The sequence below is a fragment of the Bifidobacterium biavatii DSM 23969 genome (assembly GCF_000741165.1).
GTDB lineage: Bacteria > Actinomycetota > Actinomycetes > Actinomycetales > Bifidobacteriaceae > Bifidobacterium > Bifidobacterium biavatii.
The window spans coordinates 164979-181142 of the sequence record NZ_JGYN01000030.1 but is presented as its reverse complement, the minus strand read 5'-3'; the positions used below and the strand labels follow the sequence as shown (position 1 = coordinate 181142).

Below are 16164 nucleotides of genomic sequence, written 5' to 3'. Positions count from 1 at the left end.
CGTTAGTAGACACGTGGCGAAACCTTCTGAATGTCGATGATGCGCGGTCCCTCGGGCGAGGAGACGACAAACAAGGCTACCGCAGTGCCGGTCGGCATGTACGGCGATTTCGCGATGAGCCGTTTCGTGAGCGACTTCGCGACGCACAATTTGCGCAGATGATCGAAGATGCCGCCGATCACCGGGCGGTGCATGCAGATCGCCACGGTTTCGCGGTGGCGCAGCGCATGGTCGATTTCGTCGCGGAAGCAGTTCCATGCGCGGGTCGGATCGTCGGCGAACGCGTCTTCGGTGAGCGGATCGAGATGCGTCATGGGCCGGTTCGTCTGCCATGAGAACACGTGCAGCGTTTCGCGGCAGCGCATCCACGGGGAAGTGGCGAGACGCGTTGGGTTATAGCAGGCGAGTTCGCGGTTGAGCGCGTACGCGGCGGCTGCGCCTCGCGGCGTGATTGGCCGGTTTTCGTCGGTGCCGTCCCACGTTTTGCGCGATTCGGCCTTCGCGTGGCGCACGATGATCACGTTCTGCGCGTCGGCGGCGCCCTCCTGCAGCCGGTCGACGAACAGGGCGAGCAAGTCCTTGTCAGTCGAATGGGTGAGAATCTTGCGCGCTTCGGTAACGCTCACCCACAGAATGTCGTCGATTTCGCCGATGTCGGCACGGTGGATCGGTCCGAGCGCGTCGATGAGCTCCTCCGCGTCGGTGGCGTCGATCGGCGTGGCCATCCAGTATTCGATGTGCTTCATGTCGACCGTGCGATCCTTGGAATGCCGCGTTTTGCTGCCTTCCTCGGCCAGCGGGTACTCGATGTCGCCCAGATACGGCCCGAGCGCGACCGACATGCCGGTTTCCTCGCCGATTTCGCGCACGGCCGCATGCCGGTGCGATTCGTTGATTTCCAGCTTGCCTTTCGGCCAGCTCCAGTCGTCGTATTTCGGACGGTGTACGATGCACACTTCGACGCGGTCGACGATGTCCTCGGCGATATTCGATGCCGTTGCCGCCGCAGCTGCCGGATCGCTGTTCGTTGGTTCGGCCGTTTCGGCCAACGCGAGCTCGGCCGCGTCGGGAGCGGTTACGTCGTTGATGTCGCCGTCCGCGCGACGTTCGCTTGTTTGCTCGGGATCGGGAACGATTCGATAGAGGATGCCCCCTGCGGCCTCAACAATGCGTCTCACTTTGCCCATCCTCCCATTGTAGGGCAGCCGGTTGCGTCGTGGACGGCGATTCGCGGCTACGTAGCGTGCTCCGAAATGACGATGGCCGACCCCTGAACGGGATCGGCCATTCGTCACATCATTGAATTGTTAGCGGCAACAATCCTAGCACGCCAACGTTGACACGTGTGTCAACTCGAGCCAGAGCGCGTCGGCGGTTCAGTTGTTCGCGCGCGGGCGACGCGTGTGCTTCTTGATGAGCAGCTCCTGGCTGTCGGCCAGCAGGCTGCCATCCTCGGCGTGGGAGACGTGCAGGTACGTGCCGTCCGGCTGCATGTGCCACGACGCGATGTCATCGGACATCTGCAGGTCGACGTACTTGATGAGCTCGTCGATCTGTTCCGGCGCGGTGATGCGCACGAGCGCCTCGACACGACGATCGAGGTTGCGGTGCATCAGGTCGGCCGAACCGATCCACACTTCCGGACCGGAGATCGGGCCTTCGCCGATCTGCGGTCCGTCCGAGTTGCAGAACGCGTAGATGCGGCTGTGCTCGAGGAAGCGGCCGAGGATCGAACGCACGCGGATGTTGTCGCTCAGGCCTGGCACGCCCGGCTTGAGCGCGCAGATGCCGCGCTCGACGATGTCGATCTTCACGCCGGCCTGGCTGGCGCGGTACAGCGCGTCGATCGTCTTCTCGTCGACGATCGAGTTGACCTTGATCTTGATCCACGCTTCCTTGCCGGCGCGCGCGGCGTCCTCCTCGCGACGGATGCGCTGGATCAGGCCGGAGCGGATCGTGCGCGGCGCGACGAGCAGACGGTGGAAGCTGGACTTCGGCGCGTAGCCGGACAGCTGGTTGAACAGTCGCGTCAGATCCTGGCCGACGACCGGATCGCAGGTCAGCAGGCCGAGATCGGTGTACAGACGTGCGGTCTTCGGGTTGTAGTTGCCGGTGCCGACGTGGCAGTAGCGGCGCAGGCCGTCCTGCTCCTGACGCACGACGAGGCTGAGCTTGCAGTGCGTCTTGAGGCCGACGATACCGTAGACCACGTGCACGCCCGCGCGTTCGAGCTTGCGCGCCCACATGATGTTCGCGTCCTCGTCGAAACGAGCCTTGATCTCGACCAGTGCCAGCACCTGCTTGCCGGCGTGCGCGGCGTCGACGAGCGCGTCGATGATCGGCGAGTTCGAGCTGGTTCGGTACAGCGTCTGCTTGATGGCTAGAACCTTAGGATCCGCCGCAGCCTGTGCCAGAAACGCCTGAACGGACGTGGAAAATGAGTCGTAGGGGTGGTGCAGCAGGATGTCGCGCTCGCGGATGGCGGCGAAGATGTCCTGCGCACGGCTCGACTCGACCTCGGCGATCTGACGGTTCGTGGTCGGGATGAACGGCGAATACTTGAGATCCGGACGGTCGAGGCCCTGCAGTTCGAACAGCAGCGTCATGTCGAGCGGCGACGGCAGGCGGTACACCTCGTCCGCGCTCACGCCGAGCTGGTCGGCGAGCAGCTGGGAGAGGAACGGGCTGGTCGCGTCGGAGATCTCGAGGCGGATCGGCGGTCCGAAGCGGCGGCGCAGCAGTTCCTTCTCCATCGCGTTGAGCAGGTTCTCGGCGTCGTCTTCCTCGACATCGATGTCCTCGTTGCGGGTGACGCGGAACGAGCGCGCCTCCTTGATGATCATGCCCGGGAACAGGGATTCGAGGTGCGCGATGATGAGGTTCTCCATCGTGATGAAGCCGTAGCGCACGTCGCCGGTCTCGTCGTCGGTCATGTCGTCGACCGGCACGAGGCGGTGCAGGTTGCCCGGGATCTTCACGCGCGCGAAGTGCGACTTGCCGGAGGTTGGGTTTTCGACCAGCACGGCGAGATTGATCGAGTTACCGGAGATGTACGGGAACGGGTGGGCCGGGTCGACCGCAAGCGGCGTGAGGACCGGGAAGACCTGCTGGCGGTAGTAGCGCGACAGGCGCTCCTGTTCGGCGGCGGTGAGCTTGTCCCAGCTGAGCAGCACGATGCGCTCCTTGGCGAGCGCCGGCAGGATGTGGTCGACGATGTAGTGCGCGTGCTCGTCCTGCAGACGATGCGCCTGGTCGCTGATCGCGCGCAGCTGCTGGCGCGGGCTCAGTCCGCTCGCCGCGGTGACGGCGATGCCCGTGTCGATGCGGCGCTTGAGGCCGGCGACACGGACCATGAAGAACTCATCGAGGTTGGAGGCGAAGATCGCGCCGAAGTTGGCGCGTTCGAGGATCGGCTGGTCCTCGTCCTCGGCGAGCTCGAGGACGCGCTTGTTGAACTTGAGCCAGCTCAGCTCGCGGTCGAAGAAGCGATCCGGCGGCAGCGGCTGCTCGTCGGGGCGCGTCTCGCGGCGGTCGTTCTTGTCCGTTTCGGCGATGTGTTCCGCGATCTGGCTGCGGAGAATCGCCTTCGAGGGTGCGTCAAATATCTGTGCCATACCCAACTACTTTAAGCGCTTGAGGCGGCGGCGTGCCCGTACGTCTTGAGAATTCAATGCAAGTTCACGTTTCGCGCGGGGCGTGTCGGTTGGATCTTTGACGATGTGCTGCGCTGGGATCGCACTGGGCGGTGCAGTGCGGCGATGGTCTGTACGATTTGCCGCGCCGGCGACGGTTAAGCGTGCGGAGTCCGGAGGAACCGTGGATGGATGCAGGGCTGCCACGACACTCCGGTGGATTCGGGGAAGCGCACACAATGCGACAGCGAACCGGTTCGATTCGCGCATGATGTTGCGTTTCGGTTGCGCTTGGAATGGTCTAATGAACACTTGCGCAAAAATGCGAACATGCGCCCGGTACGGCTTGCGACCGGGGAGCCGCGTGACTATCTTATGGAAGTACCAAAACAGAACAGAGCAGAGCCCACAAAGAGTGTATGGTCACAAAGGACTGTTACGTTGAACGGGCATTGGAAAGACTTACCGTTACGACGATGAAGTTGTGCAGAGATTCTGCCCTAAGCTGCTTTTGGAGAAAAGGCCCGCCCCATCCGGCGGGCCTTTTCGTTTGTCAGGGGCTGCCGCGCCCGCCTCTCCGGCGTGTTGGATTAGGGGGGGGGGCTGGGGTTGAGGCAGTATCATAAACAAGACGGTTATTGATCAGGTGTTCGACTATGGCAGTCGAACATGTATGGAACGGGAATGACAATGGTGGAAGAAGAGGGCTAATCACATCGATCACGACGTGCTCGTATCGCCGCTGACGGCGATACGCTGGGTCGCGTCGTGATGTGAATGTGTCGATGACGATACGATTGCGTCGATATCGCGTGGCGGACACACGTTGACGTGGCAATCATCCACGCAACAGAACGTATTGAGCGCATTAAACGCATTGTCCGTACGTGTCGTGTCCTGTAGACACCGTGGTGTGTGACGCATCCGTCCGTGGTTGCGCGCAATGCGCCGGTCATCGAACCTGCCTTGTTCTTCTTATCTTCGTTGTCATTAATCACCTTGCGCCAAAACCTGACGAGCGCAGTTATGCGCGTCAGTGCGCCCCGCGAATCCCCGATTCCGCCGCGTGCGATCGCCCCCGGCCCCGACCGGGAGTTGCCGGATCGCCTCCGCGACCGTAATGACGGGAATCGCCGGTTTTTCCGAAAGGATCCTGTCATGCCTGCCAATACCGAAACCAACCCGTCCGTGTCCGTATCGAACGCCGATCTTGGAATCTCCAGCGTTCCGGCTCAATCATCCAAGGCCCGTTCCCCGTGGCGCACGCCGCATTATGCCATGTGGTTCACGGCCGATACGGCGGACGTATTCGCCGACGCACTGCAGACGTTCGCCCTGCCACTGATCGCGTTCGAACTATCCCAATCCAAATTCGTGGCCGGCGCGCTGACCACGTTGTCCATGATCGTCATGATGGTGCTCACCCCGATCGGCGGAGTGATCGTCGACCGTCACGACCGGCGCACGCTCATGATCGGCCAAGGCCTCGGCCAGCTGGTCGTCGGCGCGCTACTGGCCGTATGCGTGGCCACCGGCACGCTGAACTTGCCGATCCTGGTGCTGTCCGTGCTTGCGCCGGGCGTCATTTCCGGATTGCTGGGCGCGTCGACCGACGCGATCCTGCGCTCACTGATCCCCACCGACCTGTACGCGAAGGCTCAGTCCGTGCGCGAAGGGCGCGAGGCCGGCGTCGGTCTTCTGTCCAGCCCGATCTCCGGTGTTCTATACGGGCTGTTCGCATGGCTGCCGATGGCCGTCGCTGCGGTCATCTCCGGCGTCGGCGCGATCTGCTCGTGCCTGCTGCCCAAGCAGGGGATGGCCGGCGTCGTTGACGACGGTATGACCGGCAACGACGGGGCCGACGACGGCACGGTCGACGCCGAGGCCAGTGCGCCCGGCGATGACGTGGAAGCGGCAAACATCGGCTCGCTCGCGTCGTCGTTCGCGTGCGATTTCGCTGCCGGTTGGAAGTGGTCTCTGACGCGACGCACGCTGCCGTGGATCATCGTGTTCGGTGCGGTCATCAACGTCGCGTTCGCCGGTCTTGAAACGGGCGCGCAGCTCATGCTCATCGCGCGCGGCGTCAGCGCTTTCAACATCGGCCTCGTGTTTACCGGCATGGGCGTGTGCTCGCTGATCGGTTCGCTGATCGCCGGCCGCGTGTCCGATCGGCTGGCCACCGGCCATATCGTGATGCTGTCCAGCCTACTCACGTTCGCCTGCTTCGTGCCGCTCGTGTTCGACTCGGGCTATGGGACCGTGCTGGTTTGCCTGTCGCTGATCGGCCTGCTGCTGCCGTCGCTGAACGCGAGCCTGTTCGGGTTCATGTATGGGCGTACGTCGGAGGACATGCAGGGACGCGTGTCATCGGTGTTCGAGACGCTGGTGGGCGTGTTCGGTGCGTGCGCGCCGTTCGCGGCCGGGTGGGCGCTGCAGTATCTCGACGGCGGATTCACGATCGTGGCCGTCGCTGCCTGCGCGCTCGGATTGGCGGCGTTGCTGATCGCCGCGCTGTCGCCGATCCGCGACATTCCGACCGCCGACCGGTGGGAGGAATACGTGCTGTAGATGCTCGGATATGACTTGCCCGGCGATGGTCGGCATGGCTTGTGCCGGTCTTGCCGGGCGATCTTGCGCGCCGGACACTGCGTGTATGTGCGCAACGATGTGGATAGACACGCCGTGATGTGGATAACTCCGACCTTTCGACCACATACCCCGTTTCGGCTGGACAAACGATGGCGACGTACGCTTCAATCGGCGCATGAATATCTCATCTGATCCGCCGCGGCGCTACTATTCGCCGTCAAGAACATCGTCGGCCGTGCCGGGGCGGCCCGGTGCGTCGTCTTCGATCCCATCGCGGTTTGGGGCCGACTCGTCGAACGTTCCCGACGATCGCAGTACGCCCGGCGCGGCGACGGTATTCCCGTACGATGTGCCTGCGCGCACGCCGTCCGCGGCGGCCGCTTCGTACGCGGTGCCTTCAACAACAACGGCTGGTGGCACCGGTTCGATCGGACTGACGTGGTCCGATGGCTATGCCGCAGGAACCGGACCGCAAGCCGCATACGATCGCACTGGTCCGCCATTTCGAGCCGGGGGACTGGCCGGCAATATCACCGTCGACACGACCTGCCGCAACATCATTGCATGTACGTCGGCAAGCGGCGGTGTGGGACTGAGCACGTTCGCGGCGATGCTCGCTCATCGTCTCGCCGAACGCAGCCTGCCAAGCGCGCTGGTCGACGCCGATTTCTCGGGCGGTGGAATGGACATGCTCATCGGACTTGAAAACGAGGAAGGGGAACGGTTCGAAACGCTCGATGTGCCGCTCGGACGCCTCGAAGGCGAGGCACTGAACCATGAACTGCCTGAATGGGACGGCGTGCGCGTGCTCTCGTTCGATCCGTGGAACGGCCCGACGCCCAACTGGTGGCAGGCGCAGGCCGCCGTGCGCGCGCTGGCCGAGGCGAACCATGCGGTCGTCGTCGACGCGGGACGAGGCGATGTGCTCCACGGAGTCGCCGAAATCGGCGAAGCCGCCCAACTGGTCGTCGTGGAACTCAGTGTGCTCGGATTGGCCAGGGCCAGCGGGCACATCGGCAGACTGCGCGAACGCATCGGCGACAGCGAAGACGCCGATACGCTCCCGTTCGTGGTCGGCGTCGCACCGCGCGGCACGGCCAAGGGTGCCGGCATGGTTGATGTGCGGGAAGCCGCAGATTACCTTGGCTTGGAGATAGCCGGGCCGGTCAAGGCCGATCGTCGACTGTGCTCCGACATGCTTTCCGGATTGGGTATTCGCTCGGTCGGACGCGCCACGCGACGCACGGTCGACCGCGCCGCCGACTGGGCGGAAGGGCTGCTGGGCAGCGGAAAGAGGATGCCGTAATGGGAACGACAGGTGATTTGCAACATGACTTGAAACAGGCTGTGTGCCGGTCCTCGGCCGGCTATGGCCACGGCACGGCGGTGACGACCCGCCGATGGCGGCCGGAACCGTTCGGGGCTGTGCCCGAATCGGCGTTTGGTGCGGCGTCAGATCGCGGGAATCGGGAGGGGCGGCGGAATCCCGTTGCTTTCGACGGGATCATGTTTGGTCCATTGGAAACATTGGCGGCCGATCCGGCGGTGACGGACGTCGCCGTAACCTGCGACGGGCTGGTATGGGTCGACCGCGGGGGAGTTATGCGGCAATGGACGCCGCCGGTGCCGTTCGCGTCGCCTGCGACCGTGCGCGATTATGCGGTGCAGCTCGCCGCACAGCTCGGTCGTCGTCTTGACGACGCCTGCCCGATCGCGGATGCGTCATCGCCCGACGGCATACGTGTGCACGCGGTGATCGCGCCGCTGGTGCCGCAGGGTGCGGCGATTTCCATCCGGTTCCCCGCGCGCTCGCCGCCGAGGCTGGAGTCGTTGTGCGCGCAGGGCTTGTTTCCTGGACTGTGGTTTCCGATCCTGTGCTCGCTGGTGGACCGACGCGCCACATTGCTGGTCACGGGCGGCACGGGAGCCGGCAAGACAACGCTGCTCAAGGCGTTGCTCGGCCGATGCGCCGCGAACGAACGCATCGTCACTGTGGAGGAAGTGCGCGAGCTGGGGGAGCTCGGAGGCGGCAATCGGGTGTCGCTGGTCACGCGCGAATCCAATGTGGAAGGGGCGGGCGCGGTTGGGTTGCCTGAGCTGGTCAAGGCCACGCTGCGCATGCGGCCGGATCGCGTGATCCTCGGAGAATGCCGCGGCGAGGAGATTGCAGACCTGTTGCGCGCGTTCAATTCCGGCCATCACGGCGGCATGACGACGTTGCATGCGGACAGTGTGGAACGTGTGCCGAATCGTTTGGCATCGCTCGGCCTGCTGGCCGGACTGAGCGTGGATGCGACGGCGATGCTGACGCAGGATGCGTTCGATGCGGTGTTTCACGTGAAACGTGACGTGTCCGGACGGCGATACATCAGCCAGATCGGTTATCTGGAGGCTGATGCCGGCGGACGATTGTCCGGTCGCGTGGTTGCGATCTGGGACGGGTTGGGCACTCCGATGTCCGGTCCGTTGTGGGACGAATTTGCCGATCGATGGGTGCGGTAGACGTTGCTTGCATATTCGATGATCTGTCTGATATTTAGAAAACGTATTCATAATGCGATGACGTGCATGGTGACGGGAGGTCCGATGGTGCTGCCGGTGTTGGCTGCGACGATGACGGCACTGTCGATCGTCGTGTGGACATACAGAGAAGACGCTTCTATAGCAAGGCTTATGCATATGACCAAGGCTCAGTGCGACGGCATGCGCGGGGGTGCGCAGCGTCCGGTGTCCTCCCGTGTCGGCATTGCGTCTGTGATCGCTTCCGCATGCGCGACGTTACGTAGCGGTGGCTCACTTTTGCAAGCGTTCTCAGAACAATCGCGACAAGGTTTCGCCGTAGGACGACTGACCGAGCCGCGCATTCGCGACGTATTGGCGGAACGTGCGCTACCCCGGGAAACGACGAACCAGATCAATCGGGTCGCCACCGAAATCGCCGTCGCGGCGCGCATCAGCGATCGTCTCGGCTGTCCTGCGGCGAACTGTCTCGAAGCGGTGGGCGAAACGTACCGTCGCTCGCGAAACATGGAGGATCTTCGCGCGCAGGTCTTCGCCGTACCCAAGGCCACGGTTCGTCTGCTGTCCGGGCTGCCGGTGGCCACCATCCTGCTCGGCGAGCTTATGGGTTCCCGCCCGGTCGCATTCCTGTTCGGGGCCCCGCAGGGCCTGTTCTGCCTTGCCTTGGGAGCGTGCTGCTATATCGCCGGTCTGGCCTGGACCCATGCGCTGCTGCGCGGCATGGACTTGACGCCATGAGCCGGCTCGGACGCGGCTCCCGTTCCCGACCAGTCGTGAGCCGAAGAGGAAGAAACCAAGAGGCGGGGCGCGGGTTCGCAGGGGCGGATTCGCGCGTTCCCGCACGGAAAAGCGAGATGCGTTGGTGATCGGCGGTGGGAAGGACGTCCGGCATTGCCGATGCCGGACGCATGGAGGTGCGCATGGGTTACGCGTTGTTGGCTGCCATCGGCACGGCGATCGCCGTGCGTCTGCTGGCTGAAGATTCCCGTGACTTGGCTGCGGTCGGCTCGCGTGCGGGTCGGCCGACCATCGCTGACGACGCCGATGTCTCGATGACGCTGGTGCTGGCATTGCTGACCGTGGCCGTGAAGCAGGGATCCTCCATTCCGAGCGCGTTGGACGCGGTCGGCGAGTCGATGGGCGGCGTGTGCGGCGGTGGCCTGCGGCGTGCGGCCGTATCGCTGCGCGCGGGCGTCGGCTGGCATCATGCGTGGCTGGAGGCGCGCGCCGAGACCGAGAAGGCGGCAGCCCGCACGACGACCGGAAACGGCTCGAATGGAATTCGTGCGAGTCGTGCGAAGCGAGCGAATGATGCGGCGTACGGGCGGTTGTTCGATGTGCTGGAGGAATCGCTGGAACCTGCGTGGCGACGCGGCGTATCGCCGATCGCGCGGTTGGATGCGGCCATCGAACAGCTCGACGCCGACGAACGGGCCCGCATCGAAGAAGCGGCAGGACGGCTGTCTGTGCGCCTGCTCCTGCCGACGGGACTGTGTTTCCTGCCGGCGTTCATCATCGTCGGCGTGATCCCGGCCATCGCCTCGTTCCTGCTGTAGCGGCGGTTTCCGCATGCACCGTGCGCCGCCGCGCACTGTCGACTTTGCTTTTCGCCATGCCGTGATGCTCGTCATCGTCCGCCGGATCGGCTCGTTGCGGCGATGGAATGGGTGGTTACGGATTCGCCATACTGATGACGAGGAAGATATGGGCACTGGGATCGCCGCTGTGATCGCCGTCCACATCGTGTGGATAACAGCGCGCTGCGAATCGGAGTTGTCCACAAAAAATGTGGACAGACACGCCGACTGTGGACAAGTAGGGGGTATCGTCCGACCTTTCGACCACATACCCCGTTTTTCGCTCGACAAGATCGCGAAATCGTGCATAGTAACTGAACCGCGGCCAACGGGGGCGCGGACTCGAGCGAAAGGAACGCCATGAGTGATGTATTGCCGATCAACGCGGACGGCCCGGCCGGACTGTTCACCGGCACCAAGCAGCGCATGATGGACCTGTACGTGCGCGGCAGCTGCGAACTGTACGGGCTTGACGCGAAACTGCGCGCGCTGGCCGCCGAACCGGAAGAAGGCGCGGCCACCGCGGAATATGCGATTGTATTGATCGCCGCCACCGCATTCGCTGGCGTGCTGATGACCGTGCTCAAATCCGACGCGATCAAGACATTGCTGACGAACATCGTCAAGAGAGCCTTGAACGTCGGGTGACGATCATGCGACGGCGATTGTTCACCACGATCATCGCCGCGTTGCGACGGGTCGGAAAATCCGTCGACGAGGGAGCCGCCACCGCCGAGTTCGCGGTGGTGCTCCCCGCCGTCGTGGTCGTGGCGTTGCTGCTGATGTGCCTTACCCGCACGGTCGTCGTGTCGATGGACTGCCAGGATGCGGCCGCCGCAGCCGCCCGCGAGCTGGTCGTTGCAGGCGACGACGCCGATCCGAGTGCCACGGCGCGCGTGGTTGCCGGCGACGACGTGTCCGTGTCGGTGGCGCGAGACAGCGATCTTGCGACCGTGACCGTGCAGTGTCCGGTCGTTCCCGACCCGATCGGCGTGCTGCCGACCAATGTGACCGGCAAAGCGACGGGAGTGCTGTCATGACGTTGATGCTGGTGCCCTTGTGCGGAGGCTGCTCGTCGCTGCTGTATGCGCCGGGCGGCGTCTTGATGGCCAAACGGTTTCATGCGGTGTCATCTGGACGCGACGCGACGCCGTGCCGCACGCCGCACGATCGAACGATGTCGCGAGACCGTTTGCGTAGGCGGTTATGCGGACGGCCGGGTGGTTGCTTGTGCCATTGGTTGCGCGGTGCGGATGTCGGTTCGGGCACGGTCGCCGGCGTGATGCTGATCCTGCTGGTCGCCGTGATGCTGAGCGTGGTCGCGGCGGCCGGCAATCTGCTGGTCTGTCAGGCACGCGCCCGTTCCGCTGCCGATCTTGCGGCACTGTCGGCGGCGGTTGCGTTGCGCGACGGAGCCGACGATTCGTGCGGCGTCGCGTCGGTGGTCGTCTCCTCGTTTGCTCGTGAGTTCGCTGGTTCCGGTCTGGGCTCCGACGGGGTTGCATCGCGTCTCGATGCCTGCGCGATCGACGGCGAAGACGTGCAGGTGACCGTCGCCGTCGCCACGCAAGTCCCCTTCGCGCCACATGTCGAACGCTCCTCCCGTGCCGGACCGGTCGCATGCGAGTGATGCCGCACGTCTGCGCCAGAAAGGTGATTTATGTATTACAATAATGGAATCGGCGTGAAACGGTCGGCGTTCAAACACGGCGTCCCGTTGGAGGACTCGATGTATGTGGTGGAGCACTACATGCGTCGGGAAGTCATGCAGGAGGATCCTCCGAAGGATCTTCTACTGGGGTTCACTCAGCATGGAGTGGCGTTGGAAGTGATCCTTCTGTTTGATGATGACCGCTGGTGGTTGATTCATGCCATGCCGATACGGAAAAAGTACAACGAAACGTTAGAAAGAAGCGGGCGATGGTTTACTACCACCACGGTGTACCGATTTATGAGGATTCTGATTTTCCGCCTGAAGTGGCCGCTCGGTTTCAGAAGGCAGTAGAGGAGGCTGAACGAGGGTACGATATCGACTGGTCCGAGGAAGAGCTCAAACAACGTATCGCCGAAGGCAAGACGTGGATGCGAGACCCCACCCCGCAGGAACGCAAATGGATCCGCCAGCTGCGTCGCGGCCGCCCGCTGAAGATCGGTCGGGAGCGCGCCAGCAAGATCATGCAGTTCCGCATCGACCCGGACGGGGAGCGCCGCGTGAAGCAGTACGCGCAGGAGCATGGCATGAAAACGTCCGAAGCGATCCGCGCGCTGATCGATAAAGGGCTCGCCGCAAGCTGATCTTCGTTGCCGTGTGCGGCATGTCGGAGCCGGACCTGGATCGGTGGTGTCAAGCGCCGCGTTGTCGCTGGAAGTCGGGGGATGCCGACTGTATCGTGTAGGCGGTTGCATCGTGGACGACAATGCGGTGCGAATCGTCGGAATACGCCACTGGCATGTATGCCGCGGGTTGGTTTATGGTGACGGTATGAGCGAAGAACGAACCGCACCCCGACAGACGCCGCGCACCGTGGTTGCGATGATCGGCAATCCGGTGTCCGACAAAGGCAAGGGTGCCAAAATCGACGCGCAGGTCATGGCGTTGCTGGAGGAAGCCGGCGAACGCTACGACTTCGGCGTGATCGACCTGACCGGCACGAGCTTCGACGATTCGTTGAACCGTGCCCGCGACCGGCGCGACGAGTACACGCATCTGGTCGTGGTCGGCGGCGACGGCATGATCGCGCTCGGTGCGAACGCCGTCGGCTGCAGCGGCAAGCCGCTCGGCATCGTTGCGACCGGATCGGGCAACGATTTCGCGCGCGGACTCGACCTTCCGGTCAACCGCATCGCAACCGCGGTGGAGGGCATCGTCGGCGCGATCGTGCGCGGCAGCCACATCGACGTGGACATGGGACGCGTCACGTCCCTGCCCGGCGGTTACGCGGTCGACGCGGCCACCGGCAACTTGCTCGGCGGTACGGACGGCAATCTGGACGGTCAGCCGGCCGACACGGCAGCGCAACCAAACGCCGACCTGCCGCCGATCGACCGCTTCTACGGCGGCATGCTCAACTGCGGTCTGGACGCGAGTATCAATGACCGGGCCAACCATTCGCGCCTGCCTGGCGGCTCCCTGCGCTACTTCGCCGCCGTGCTTGTCGAAGTCACGCATCTCAAGCGATACGGCTATCACATCAAGGCCACGCTCGCCGACGGCAGCGTTGAGGAACGCGACATCATCACGCCGATGGTCACCGTCGCCAACTCGCGGCACATCGGCGGCGGACTCGAGGTCTCGCCGTACTCGCGCTTCGCGGACGGGCTGCTCGACTTGATCTGGATCGACCATATGCCGAACGCGCTCGAAATCGCCGACGCGATCTCCAAGGGCTACAACGGCCGCCTGCTCGCTTCGCATATCTTCGGTTGGAAGCGCGTGCGCGACGTCGAGATTACGCGCGCCGCGGAAGGCGCCGAACCGCCGGTGCTCATGGCCGACGGCGAGTACATCGGCCATCTGCCGGTCCGCGTCGCCGCTCAGGACCGCGCCCTGCGCGTGCTCGTGCCGCCGGCTGTCTCCCGCGCACATGCCGAGGACGACGGCAGTCGCACGCTCGCCGCGATCGAACGCGACGGCCGCGATCCGATCACCGGCGAGTTCCTCGCGTAAGGTGCGGAATCGCAGCAATCACAGGCACGAGTCACGCGGTGCTGGGCGTCTCTGCGCGCGCGATGGTGACATGATAATGATGCGCACGTGCGTCACCGAGGAGTCATCGCACGCGCGCTCCGATGGCAGGGCCCGGTGACGACGCCCCAAAGTCAGAACCGGTAGTACCGCCGCGCGTTTGCGACGAACATCGCATCGCGTTCGGTCGCGCTCAGATCCTCGACGCAGCGCGCGAAGCCGTGGATGATGTCCGCGTACGTGCCGTGCAGCTTGTCGACGGGGAAGTTCGACGCGAACATCGTGCGGTTCACGCCGAACGAGTCGAGCACCGTGTACACGGCCGGCTTGATGCTCTCCAGCGTCCAACGGTGGTCCATCGACGCGAGACCGGAGATCTTGACCACGCAGTTGCCGCGCTTGCCGAGCTCGCGCAGCCCGTCGCGCCACAGTTTCCAGCCGGCGAAGTCGCGATCGGCCCACATGCCCGCGTGGTTGAGGATGAACAGCGTGTCCGGATGCGCGTCGATCACCTCGCATGCGCGGCCGAACTGCGTCGGGTAGAGCTGCATGTCGAAGCTCATGCCGTACTTGCCGAGCAGGCCGAGTCCGGCCAGCCACTGCGGGTCGTCCATGTACGGCTTATCGACGTAGTGGTACAGCGGATGCGCGTGCATGTTGAGGTTCTGACGGAAGCCGCGCACGTTCGCATACGCGGCTTCGTGCTCGAGCGTCGCCTCGATGCCGGGCGAGCTCAGGTCGCCGCCGGCGACGATCATGATCGGCCATCCGGACTCGTCGCTCATGCGCTGCACGGCGTCGACCTCGGCGATCGGATCGGCCGCGTTCGCCTGCACGTGCACCGCGCCGACCAGTTCGATCGGCGTGCCGTCGGTTTCCGCGCGCAGATCGGACGCCACGTAGTCGCCCGCGTCGAACAGCGGATCCCACGGGCCTTCGAACGTGAGTGCCTTCGATCGGTTGAACCACGGGTACAGGCTGGTTTGCATCAGATGGACGTGCGTGTCGATGAACGGCCGCGGCTCGTCGCGCTGCGCGTCGGTTTCCGGGATGATCGTTGCCAGTCGGTCGATGACGATTTCGCTCATGCTGTCTCCTTTGACAGTGGTGCGGATGACAATAATGGCCGTTTGGCCCGCCGTGGAACGTCGGTACGCGGCGGGCCAAACGGTTGTTGCGGAATCGGATCAGAGCACGGAACGGGTGTCGTTCTCGTATGAGTTGCGGCCCTGACCGGTCGCGGCCGTGGTGCCGCCATCGACCGGCACCACGAGGCCGGTCAGGTACGAGGCGTCGTCAGAGGCGAGGAACAACGCGATGCCGGCGCAGTCCTCGGCGCGGCCCGTGCGGCCGAGCGCCACGCGGTCGGTGTACGGCTTGACGCGCTCCGGATCGGTCCACACCTCCTTGTTGATGTCGGTCTGGATGAAACCGGGCGCGAACGCGTTCACGCGCACGCCCTTGGCGCCGTAGTCGAGCGCCACGCAGCGCACGAAGCCGTTCATCGCGTGCTTGGTCGAGTTGTACGCGGTCTGGCCCCAGTCGCCGCGCAGGCCGGAGACGGACGTGTCGACGACGATGTTGCCGTGCGACTTGATGAGGTGCGGCAGCGCCTCCTTGGTCAGGTAGAACAGGCCGTCGAGATTGACGGAGAACAGCTTGTGCCAGACTTCGTCGGACACGTTTTCGATTTCGCCGCCCTCGAAGATGCCGGCGTTGGAGACGACGACGTCGAGATGACCGAATTCGTCGACGACCGACCGCACGAGTTCGGCGACCTGCGCGTGGCTGGACACGTCGGTGATGTGCGTGTGGCCGCGCTCGTAGCCGGCGACCGTTTCGTCCAGCGGGGCCTGCTTGCGGCCGACGGCGACGACGGTCGCGCCGTTGTCGAGGAACGCTCGCGTGATCGCGCGGCCGATGCCGGTGCCGCCGCCCGTGACGATGACGACCTTGCCTTCGAAATGGTACGTGTTGCTGGTCATTGAAGCTCCTTCGGCGCAGACGACTGTAGTGCGACGGGGTCGGCGCATGCGCGTGACGGCCCGCATCGACCTCACTATAGGCACCAGTTCACCACACATGGAACGCCGTCCCACATATGGGGACGGCGTTCCATCAGCGGTAGCGTTGGGGACAACCACCAATTCCGCGACGGAGA

At 64.2% G+C, this 16164-nt stretch carries 15 protein-coding genes; 11 read left to right on the top strand and 4 right to left on the bottom strand.

The genetic code is table 11. The features are described 5' to 3' along the window. Positions 1–2 precede the first annotated feature (2 nt). Both BBIA_RS10260 and BBIA_RS10255 read right to left on the bottom strand, forming a co-directional pair. A complete protein-coding gene (locus tag BBIA_RS10260; protein ID WP_033495762.1) occupies positions 3–1178 on the bottom strand; it encodes an NUDIX hydrolase in 1176 nt (391 codons plus the stop codon). A gap of 198 nt (positions 1179–1376) precedes the next feature. Further along, positions 1377–3614 carry an RNA degradosome polyphosphate kinase gene (locus BBIA_RS10255; RefSeq protein ID WP_033495697.1) on the bottom strand — a complete coding sequence of 746 codons (2238 nt, stop codon included), beginning with the start codon at positions 3612–3614 and terminating at the stop codon, positions 1377–1379. A 1176-nt stretch (positions 3615–4790) separates the two neighbouring features. On the opposite strand from BBIA_RS10255, the gene BBIA_RS13495 reads away from it, so the two are divergent. The 11 genes from BBIA_RS13495 (at position 4791) to BBIA_RS10200 (ending at position 13985) form a co-directional block, all read left to right on the top strand. After that, the gene (locus tag BBIA_RS13495; RefSeq protein ID WP_051923976.1) at positions 4791–6200 is read left to right on the top strand and encodes an MFS transporter; all 1410 of its coding nucleotides are present in this window, start codon (positions 4791–4793) and stop codon (positions 6198–6200) included. Positions 6201–6396: 196 nt separating this feature from the next. After that, positions 6397–7527, top strand: a complete 1131-nt coding sequence (locus BBIA_RS13925; protein ID WP_081892286.1) for a P-loop NTPase — start codon at positions 6397–6399, stop codon at positions 7525–7527. A gap of 200 nt (positions 7528–7727) precedes the next feature. After that, positions 7728–8723 carry a TadA family conjugal transfer-associated ATPase gene (locus tag BBIA_RS10240; protein WP_033495693.1) on the top strand — a complete coding sequence of 332 codons (996 nt, stop codon included), beginning with the start codon at positions 7728–7730 and terminating at the stop codon, positions 8721–8723. A 177-nt stretch (positions 8724–8900) separates the two neighbouring features. Then, complete coding sequence (locus tag BBIA_RS10235; RefSeq protein ID WP_238548495.1) at positions 8901–9479, top strand: type II secretion system F family protein; 579 nt, start codon at positions 8901–8903, stop codon at positions 9477–9479. Between the two features lie 182 nt (positions 9480–9661). After that, positions 9662–10297 (top strand): hypothetical protein, encoded by a 636-nt coding sequence (locus BBIA_RS10230; RefSeq protein ID WP_051923975.1) that lies wholly within the window; start codon positions 9662–9664, stop codon positions 10295–10297. Positions 10298–10678: 381 nt separating this feature from the next. Then, the gene (locus BBIA_RS10225; RefSeq protein ID WP_033495691.1) at positions 10679–10966 is read left to right on the top strand and encodes a DUF4244 domain-containing protein; all 288 of its coding nucleotides are present in this window, start codon (positions 10679–10681) and stop codon (positions 10964–10966) included. A gap of 5 nt (positions 10967–10971) precedes the next feature. Next, complete coding sequence (locus BBIA_RS10220) at positions 10972–11358, top strand: TadE family type IV pilus minor pilin (RefSeq protein WP_051924003.1); 387 nt, start codon at positions 10972–10974, stop codon at positions 11356–11358. Between the two features lie 188 nt (positions 11359–11546). Continuing rightward, positions 11547–11948, top strand: coding sequence for an Rv3654c family TadE-like protein (locus BBIA_RS10215; RefSeq protein WP_238548494.1), 402 nt, complete (start codon positions 11547–11549; stop codon positions 11946–11948). A gap of 30 nt (positions 11949–11978) precedes the next feature. After that, the gene (locus BBIA_RS10210) at positions 11979–12323 is read left to right on the top strand and encodes a hypothetical protein (RefSeq protein ID WP_051923974.1); all 345 of its coding nucleotides are present in this window, start codon (positions 11979–11981) and stop codon (positions 12321–12323) included. A 77-nt stretch (positions 12324–12400) separates the two neighbouring features. Beyond that, on the top strand, positions 12401–12613 hold the full coding sequence (locus tag BBIA_RS10205) for a hypothetical protein (protein WP_033495688.1): 213 nt from the start codon (positions 12401–12403) through the stop codon (positions 12611–12613). A 187-nt stretch (positions 12614–12800) separates the two neighbouring features. Further along, positions 12801–13985, top strand: coding sequence for a diacylglycerol/lipid kinase family protein (locus BBIA_RS10200; protein ID WP_033495686.1), 1185 nt, complete (start codon positions 12801–12803; stop codon positions 13983–13985). A gap of 152 nt (positions 13986–14137) precedes the next feature. On the opposite strand, the gene BBIA_RS10195 is transcribed toward BBIA_RS10200, so the two are convergent. After that, a complete protein-coding gene (locus tag BBIA_RS10195; RefSeq protein WP_051923973.1) occupies positions 14138–15091 on the bottom strand; it encodes an amidohydrolase family protein in 954 nt (317 codons plus the stop codon). A 99-nt stretch (positions 15092–15190) separates the two neighbouring features. Continuing rightward, positions 15191–15988, bottom strand: a complete 798-nt coding sequence (gene budC / locus BBIA_RS10190) for a meso-2,3-butanediol dehydrogenase (protein ID WP_033495684.1) — start codon at positions 15986–15988, stop codon at positions 15191–15193. Between the last annotated feature and the right edge of the window lie 176 nt (positions 15989–16164).

Coding starts and splice junctions, on each gene's coding strand:
- BBIA_RS10210 (WP_051923974.1), top strand. CDS start 11,979: ATGTATTACAATAATGGAATCGGCGTGAAACGGTCGGCGTTCAAACAC.
- BBIA_RS10195 (WP_051923973.1), bottom strand. CDS start 15,091: ATGAGCGAAATCGTCATCGACCGACTGGCAACGATCATCCCGGAAACC.
- BBIA_RS10225 (WP_033495691.1), top strand. CDS start 10,679: ATGAGTGATGTATTGCCGATCAACGCGGACGGCCCGGCCGGACTGTTC.
- budC (WP_033495684.1), bottom strand. CDS start 15,988: ATGACCAGCAACACGTACCATTTCGAAGGCAAGGTCGTCATCGTCACG.
- BBIA_RS10235 (WP_238548495.1), top strand. CDS start 8,901: ATGACCAAGGCTCAGTGCGACGGCATGCGCGGGGGTGCGCAGCGTCCG.
- BBIA_RS10255 (WP_033495697.1), bottom strand. CDS start 3,614: ATGGCACAGATATTTGACGCACCCTCGAAGGCGATTCTCCGCAGCCAG.
- BBIA_RS10220 (WP_051924003.1), top strand. CDS start 10,972: ATGCGACGGCGATTGTTCACCACGATCATCGCCGCGTTGCGACGGGTC.
- BBIA_RS10240 (WP_033495693.1), top strand. CDS start 7,728: ATGTTTGGTCCATTGGAAACATTGGCGGCCGATCCGGCGGTGACGGAC.
- BBIA_RS10205 (WP_033495688.1), top strand. CDS start 12,401: ATGCGAGACCCCACCCCGCAGGAACGCAAATGGATCCGCCAGCTGCGT.
- BBIA_RS10230 (WP_051923975.1), top strand. CDS start 9,662: ATGGGTTACGCGTTGTTGGCTGCCATCGGCACGGCGATCGCCGTGCGT.
- BBIA_RS13495 (WP_051923976.1), top strand. CDS start 4,791: ATGCCTGCCAATACCGAAACCAACCCGTCCGTGTCCGTATCGAACGCC.
- BBIA_RS13925 (WP_081892286.1), top strand. CDS start 6,397: ATGAATATCTCATCTGATCCGCCGCGGCGCTACTATTCGCCGTCAAGA.
- BBIA_RS10200 (WP_033495686.1), top strand. CDS start 12,801: ATGAGCGAAGAACGAACCGCACCCCGACAGACGCCGCGCACCGTGGTT.